Genomic DNA, 2,936 nt, shown 5'->3' on the forward strand with positions numbered 1-2,936 from the left:
TTTTTTGTCGTGTACAGAGATTATTTTTATTATCTAATTTATTTTTTTATTGTTGTTTCGTTGCTTCGTTTACCTCTAAAGCTTGAATGTTATTCTCCGCTTTTCCGATGAACGGTATATTAACTATAGAGGCCCATATCCGTGGATTTGACGAAAGTTGCCTGATCTGGAAAGCAGCCATTCAGATTGGCGAAAAGATCTTAAAAATAAGTGATAACAGCCATTTTGATGTAATCTATCTGCAGGCCCTCAAGCTTCCCATCAAATCATCTTAAGGCAGGTACATCGTGACGAATTTCACCAAACCCTTCACCCAGCAAGAACCCATTCCCGAGTCAGGCATCGAACGTGCCGTTGAAGTGATGCGCTCTGGCCGTTTACACCGTTACAACACGCTCGCCGGAGAGCTGTCAGAAACCGAGCTACTCGAGAAAGAATACGCGGAATATCAAGGTGTGCCGTACTGCCTCGCTTGTGCTTCAGGTGGTTACGCGCTGCATGTTGCGCTCAAAGCGGCCGGCTTGAAACAAGGCGAACCTGTCCTGACTAATGCCTTCACGCTAGCCCCGGTGCCGGGCGCGATTAATAATGCTGGCGGCACCGTGGTGTTGGTGGAGATTGACGAAAACTATTGCGTGGATCTGGCACATCTGGAGCAGATGATTGAGCAGTCCGGCAGTCGCTTTTTTATGATGTCACACATGCGCGGGCATCTGGCGGATATGGATGCGGTGGTTGAGATCTGTGAAAAGCACGGTGTCACGCTTATCGAAGATTGCGCACACACCATGGGTGCCAGCTGGAATGGTAAAAAGTCCGGTAATTTTGGCAGGGTCGCCTGCTTCAGTACGCAAACGTATAAACACATCAACTCAGGCGAGGGTGGTTTCTTAACGACGGATGATGAGGAGCTTATGGCGCGGGCAGTCATGCACTCTGGTTCGTATATGTTGTTTGAGCGCCATGGTGCGGCACCTTCGGCTGATGTGTTTGCAGACATTCGTTTAGATACGCCCAATTACAGTGGTCGTATGGATAATTTACGGGCGGCCATTCTACGTGCCCAGCTGCCGTTATTGTCAGAAAATGTGGATCGCTGGAATGCACGCTACCGCAGTCTGGAAAGTGGCTTGAGTGAGATTGATGGCGTCGTGCTGTCGCAGCGTCATGATAAGGAATATTTTGTGGGTAGCTCGATACAGTTTCGGGTGCCGCAGTTGAGTGGTGATGAGATTCCGCAGTTTATTGGTGATTGTGCGGCGAAAGGTGTTGAGCTCAAATGGTTTGGTAATGCTGATCCGCAAGGTTTCACCAGTCGTTATGATAGTTGGCGCTATTTGGGAGACGCGCCCAAGCTGCCTCAAACACTGAAAATTCTTGATACCACCTTCGATATGCGGGTGCCGCTGACCTTTGATCTCGAAGATACCGCGGTCATTGTGCAAGTAATCAAAGAAGTTTTGTTAAGCGATGGTGAAAAGTCCTGAGCAGCGTAGTTTTTTAGGCATTTGCTCGCTAGTATCTGAGTATTGTTCAGTGGGTGTGCTCTGCATGACCTACCAAATACAATAATTCAAACGACCATTCGCAAAGGTTTCTAATACGAGGGCATTATCGTGCAACTGACAGAAGCGCTAACACAACGTCGATCGATTCGGGCTTATCAGGACAAAGCGGCTGAGCCTGAGTTGATTCGTGAGATCTTTACACTGGCCCAGCAAGCACCTTCCAACTGTAATAGTCAGCCCTGGCATGTCAGTGTGGTGTCTGGTGAGGCGCGGGACAAGCTGGAAGCTGCGCTAATCGAACGTGTCAGCAATGGCCAAAAACCAGTCTCAGCGTTTAAGCCTTATGACATCGGGTTTGTGGGGGACTTTAAAGAGCGCCAAATTAGCTGCGCGGTTGAGTTGTGGAATGCGGTCGGTATCGCCCGCGAAGACCGTGAAGCACGCACCGAGTTGTTTCTGGATAACTGGCGATTTTTCGGTGCACCGCATGTGGCGTTTATTTCCATGCCGCTAAACATGGGTGAGGGCAATGCTTTAGATGTGGGGATTTACCTGCAAACCTTGATGTTGCTGATGGTGGATCGTGGCTTGGCTTGTTGCCCACAAGGGGCTTTGGCGCTGTATCCGGAGCCGGTATTTGAGATTGCACAAGTGCCAGATGATCACGGTTTACTTTGTGGCGTGTCGTTTGGGTATGCGGATATGGAGGCGGATAAAAATAAGCTGAAAATGCCGAGGTTATCGGTTGATGAATGCGTGACATTTATTGACTAACTACCAATTAAGACTGGATAAATTTAAGGTCTGCTTTTCTCTGAGTTTTTTGCTTCTGATAGAAATTCTCATGAGGGCCAATTTGAAGCAAATAAAGCTCAAGTTTTTCCTCAAACCAAGAATAGCCCAGTAGGACTTGGTGCTTGTCCAGTTTGAATTTGTGAACTCGCAGGTGTGATAAATCACCTTTCTTCAGCTCACCGACTTCAGGATCTTCAATGATCTTGTCGATTTCGTCTTCCACGACTTTAAGCTGTGGCTCAGACAACTTATTAAGTGCTTTTTCGAATCGACGTGTTTCAAAAACCTTAACTTCGTTTAGTTCGTCTGACATACGGCTTGACCAACCCTCTGTTCATTTCTTCCGTTGCCAGCAATGATTCATGCACGAACTGATAAGAAAGGTCTGGGTTATCAATCATGATTTTTCCAATCTTGGCCCAGTACTCTATTTGCTTTGGGACTGAACGACTTTCTGCCTCCGCATACACTTTTGCGTGGGTGACGAAGCCGTCATCTAATCTGACGCTTGTTGCCATAGTGACATTCCTTATTTGATTGTTGAGATTATTTTGCGACACATTGTCGCTAATTGCAATCTTATATGACAGTTCTTATTCAATGGTAACTTTACAGGGCAATCGCTTGAAAGAT

Annotated in this window: 4 protein-coding genes; 2 read left to right on the forward strand and 2 right to left on the reverse strand. The window is 47.1% G+C overall.

Features of this window, described 5'->3' with window-relative positions; genetic code table 11:
* Window positions 1-287: 287 nt before the first annotated feature.
* Both DKW60_RS23440 and DKW60_RS23445 read left to right on the forward strand, forming a co-directional pair.
* Window positions 288-1,487, forward strand: coding sequence for a DegT/DnrJ/EryC1/StrS family aminotransferase (locus DKW60_RS23440; RefSeq protein ID WP_109840054.1), 1,200 nt, complete (start codon window positions 288-290; stop codon window positions 1,485-1,487).
* 129 nt (window positions 1,488-1,616) lie between these two features.
* Window positions 1,617-2,282: a nitroreductase gene (locus tag DKW60_RS23445; RefSeq protein ID WP_181389872.1), complete on the forward strand. Its 666-nt coding sequence runs from the start codon at window positions 1,617-1,619 to the stop codon at window positions 2,280-2,282.
* Between the two features lie 7 nt (window positions 2,283-2,289).
* Here DKW60_RS23445 and DKW60_RS23450 read toward each other — a convergent pair whose 3' ends face one another.
* Both DKW60_RS23450 and DKW60_RS23455 read right to left on the reverse strand, forming a co-directional pair.
* On the reverse strand, window positions 2,290-2,616 hold the full coding sequence (locus tag DKW60_RS23450; RefSeq protein WP_109840056.1) for a type II toxin-antitoxin system RelE/ParE family toxin: 327 nt from the start codon (window positions 2,614-2,616) through the stop codon (window positions 2,290-2,292).
* Window positions 2,591-2,821: a TA system antitoxin ParD family protein gene (locus DKW60_RS23455; RefSeq protein ID WP_109840057.1), complete on the reverse strand. Its 231-nt coding sequence runs from the start codon at window positions 2,819-2,821 to the stop codon at window positions 2,591-2,593. The genes DKW60_RS23450 and DKW60_RS23455 overlap by 26 nt, the downstream gene beginning before the upstream one ends.
* Window positions 2,822-2,936: the final 115 nt, after the last annotated feature.

It is taken from the genome of Leucothrix pacifica (assembly GCF_003172875.1).
GTDB lineage: Bacteria > Pseudomonadota > Gammaproteobacteria > Thiotrichales > Thiotrichaceae > Leucothrix > Leucothrix pacifica.

Excerpts from the sequence above, each read along its gene's own strand:
- DKW60_RS23450 (WP_109840056.1), bottom strand. The coding sequence starts at position 2,616 with ATGTCAGACGAACTAAACGAAGTTAAGGTTTTTGAAACACGTCGATTC.
- DKW60_RS23455 (WP_109840057.1), bottom strand. The coding sequence starts at position 2,821 with ATGGCAACAAGCGTCAGATTAGATGACGGCTTCGTCACCCACGCAAAA.